The 1588-nt window shown below is 45.3% G+C and carries 2 protein-coding genes; both read right to left on the reverse strand.

Features of this window, described 5'->3' with window-relative positions:
- Window positions 1-127: 127 nt before the first annotated feature.
- A complete protein-coding gene (gene phnR, locus BCT81_RS27470; protein WP_102426510.1) occupies window positions 128-832 on the reverse strand; it encodes a phosphonate utilization transcriptional regulator PhnR in 705 nt (234 codons plus the stop codon).
- 68 nt (window positions 833-900) lie between these two features.
- A partial coding sequence (locus BCT81_RS27475) for an ABC transporter permease subunit (protein WP_133152752.1) occupies window positions 901-1588 on the reverse strand: 688 nt, incomplete at its 5' end.

Genomic DNA, 1588 nt, shown 5'->3' on the forward strand with positions numbered 1-1588 from the left:
ATAAAAGCAACAGCTTAATTGAAGTGATAAAAAAGGTCTCTGGATGAGAGACCTTAAATCATTGAAACCGGACGCCCCTACAGAATTATCAGGGACCCGTTGATTAACTAACACAGTGTCAAAGTGATTAGCGTTCGAGTTGAGCTATCGATTCAATACTGATTGCATCATGACGCCAATACTCAATATCACAATCAATCAAATCGCCGTTTTGATTGTAGTTAACACGCTCTACCACCATCGCAGGAGAACCCGAAGTCGCACGTAGAGCTTGTGCTGTTTCGCCCAGTAATGACGTTGTGCTCACGCGATAACGTATCTTCTGATACACCACACCAAAGTGCTCGCGGTAGATGTCCGTCAGTGATTTAGACAGGTCATAATCGAGCAAGTTAGGAAATAGTTCTGGTCGAATGTAGTTTGTCACATACACAACAGGTCTATCTTCAAGATAACGAACTCTATCTACGCGATAAACGTCTGAAAAAGGAGGCAGTTCAAGGAGCTTCGTCGCTTCCTTTGTGGCTAACATCCCTTTGGCTGCGATCAACTCAGTTTTCGGCTGTCGATTCTGCGACAGCGCCATATTAGTGAAATTTAGCGTTTGAGTTGGGTCGTAGCGAAGTGGCGCTGGTGAGATAAACCAACCACGTCGGTCTTCTCGGTAAATGCGCCCTTCCGCTTCAAGTGAAGATAATGCTTCACGCAGCGTCACTCTCGTCGTATCAAACGACTCAGCAAGCTTACGTTCTGCAGGCAGCTTTTGTCGTGGTGTTAACATCCCAGACTCAATCTGCTCTACGATGACATCTTTGATTTTTACGTACTGCACTTAATTTCCTTTCATTCTTATTCTTGTCGTCAGCCACTCCTTGGCCAACTGCAATATAAAATGGTTCGCTAGCGCTTTCGCCAAGCTTGAGTGCGCTTCTCAAATAACTTGTTGATCAGCATATGAATCAACTTCGCACTCGCTGCGGATATCATAATCATCACCGCCATGGCCGCTGCTGCACCGGTTTGCCCTGCATCATCCATATTCAGTACTGAAACTGACGCAGGTATCGTATCGGTAGAATATAAGAATACTACCGCAGATGTAGTGGTAAGTGCATTAATAAACAGGTATGTCGCAATATCTAAAATGGCAGGCAGACAAACGGGTACCGTCACTTTAAAGAACAACTTGTACTGCGGAAGATTTACAGAGGCCGCCGTTGCTTCAGTTTCCGCAGGCAGCTGCTTTAACGCAGTTAACGCCGTCATGTGACCCACCGTGTAGTAGTGAACCACAGTGTTTATCACCAAGAACGCCATTGTGCCATACAAGAAGTTAAGTGGATTACTCAAGTCATTGAAGTAAAAGATATAGCCCAAACCCAGTACCATCCCCGGGACCGCCATAGGTACCACACTGAGCATCTGCATTGCCTGACGAACAGGACCAAACGCTCTACCCTTCTCAATACAGTACGCGCCTAAGAAAATCAGTATGGTACCGATTATCGCTGTCCATGCACCTAACGTTAATGAGTTGAAGAATGGAGTCCAACCATAGGTGCTCATTTCTGCAAAGTTATAGTTATTC

The sequence above is a fragment of the Vibrio sp. 10N.261.52.A1 genome (genome assembly GCF_002876325.1).
Classification (GTDB): Bacteria; Pseudomonadota; Gammaproteobacteria; order Enterobacterales; family Vibrionaceae; genus Vibrio; species Vibrio chagasii.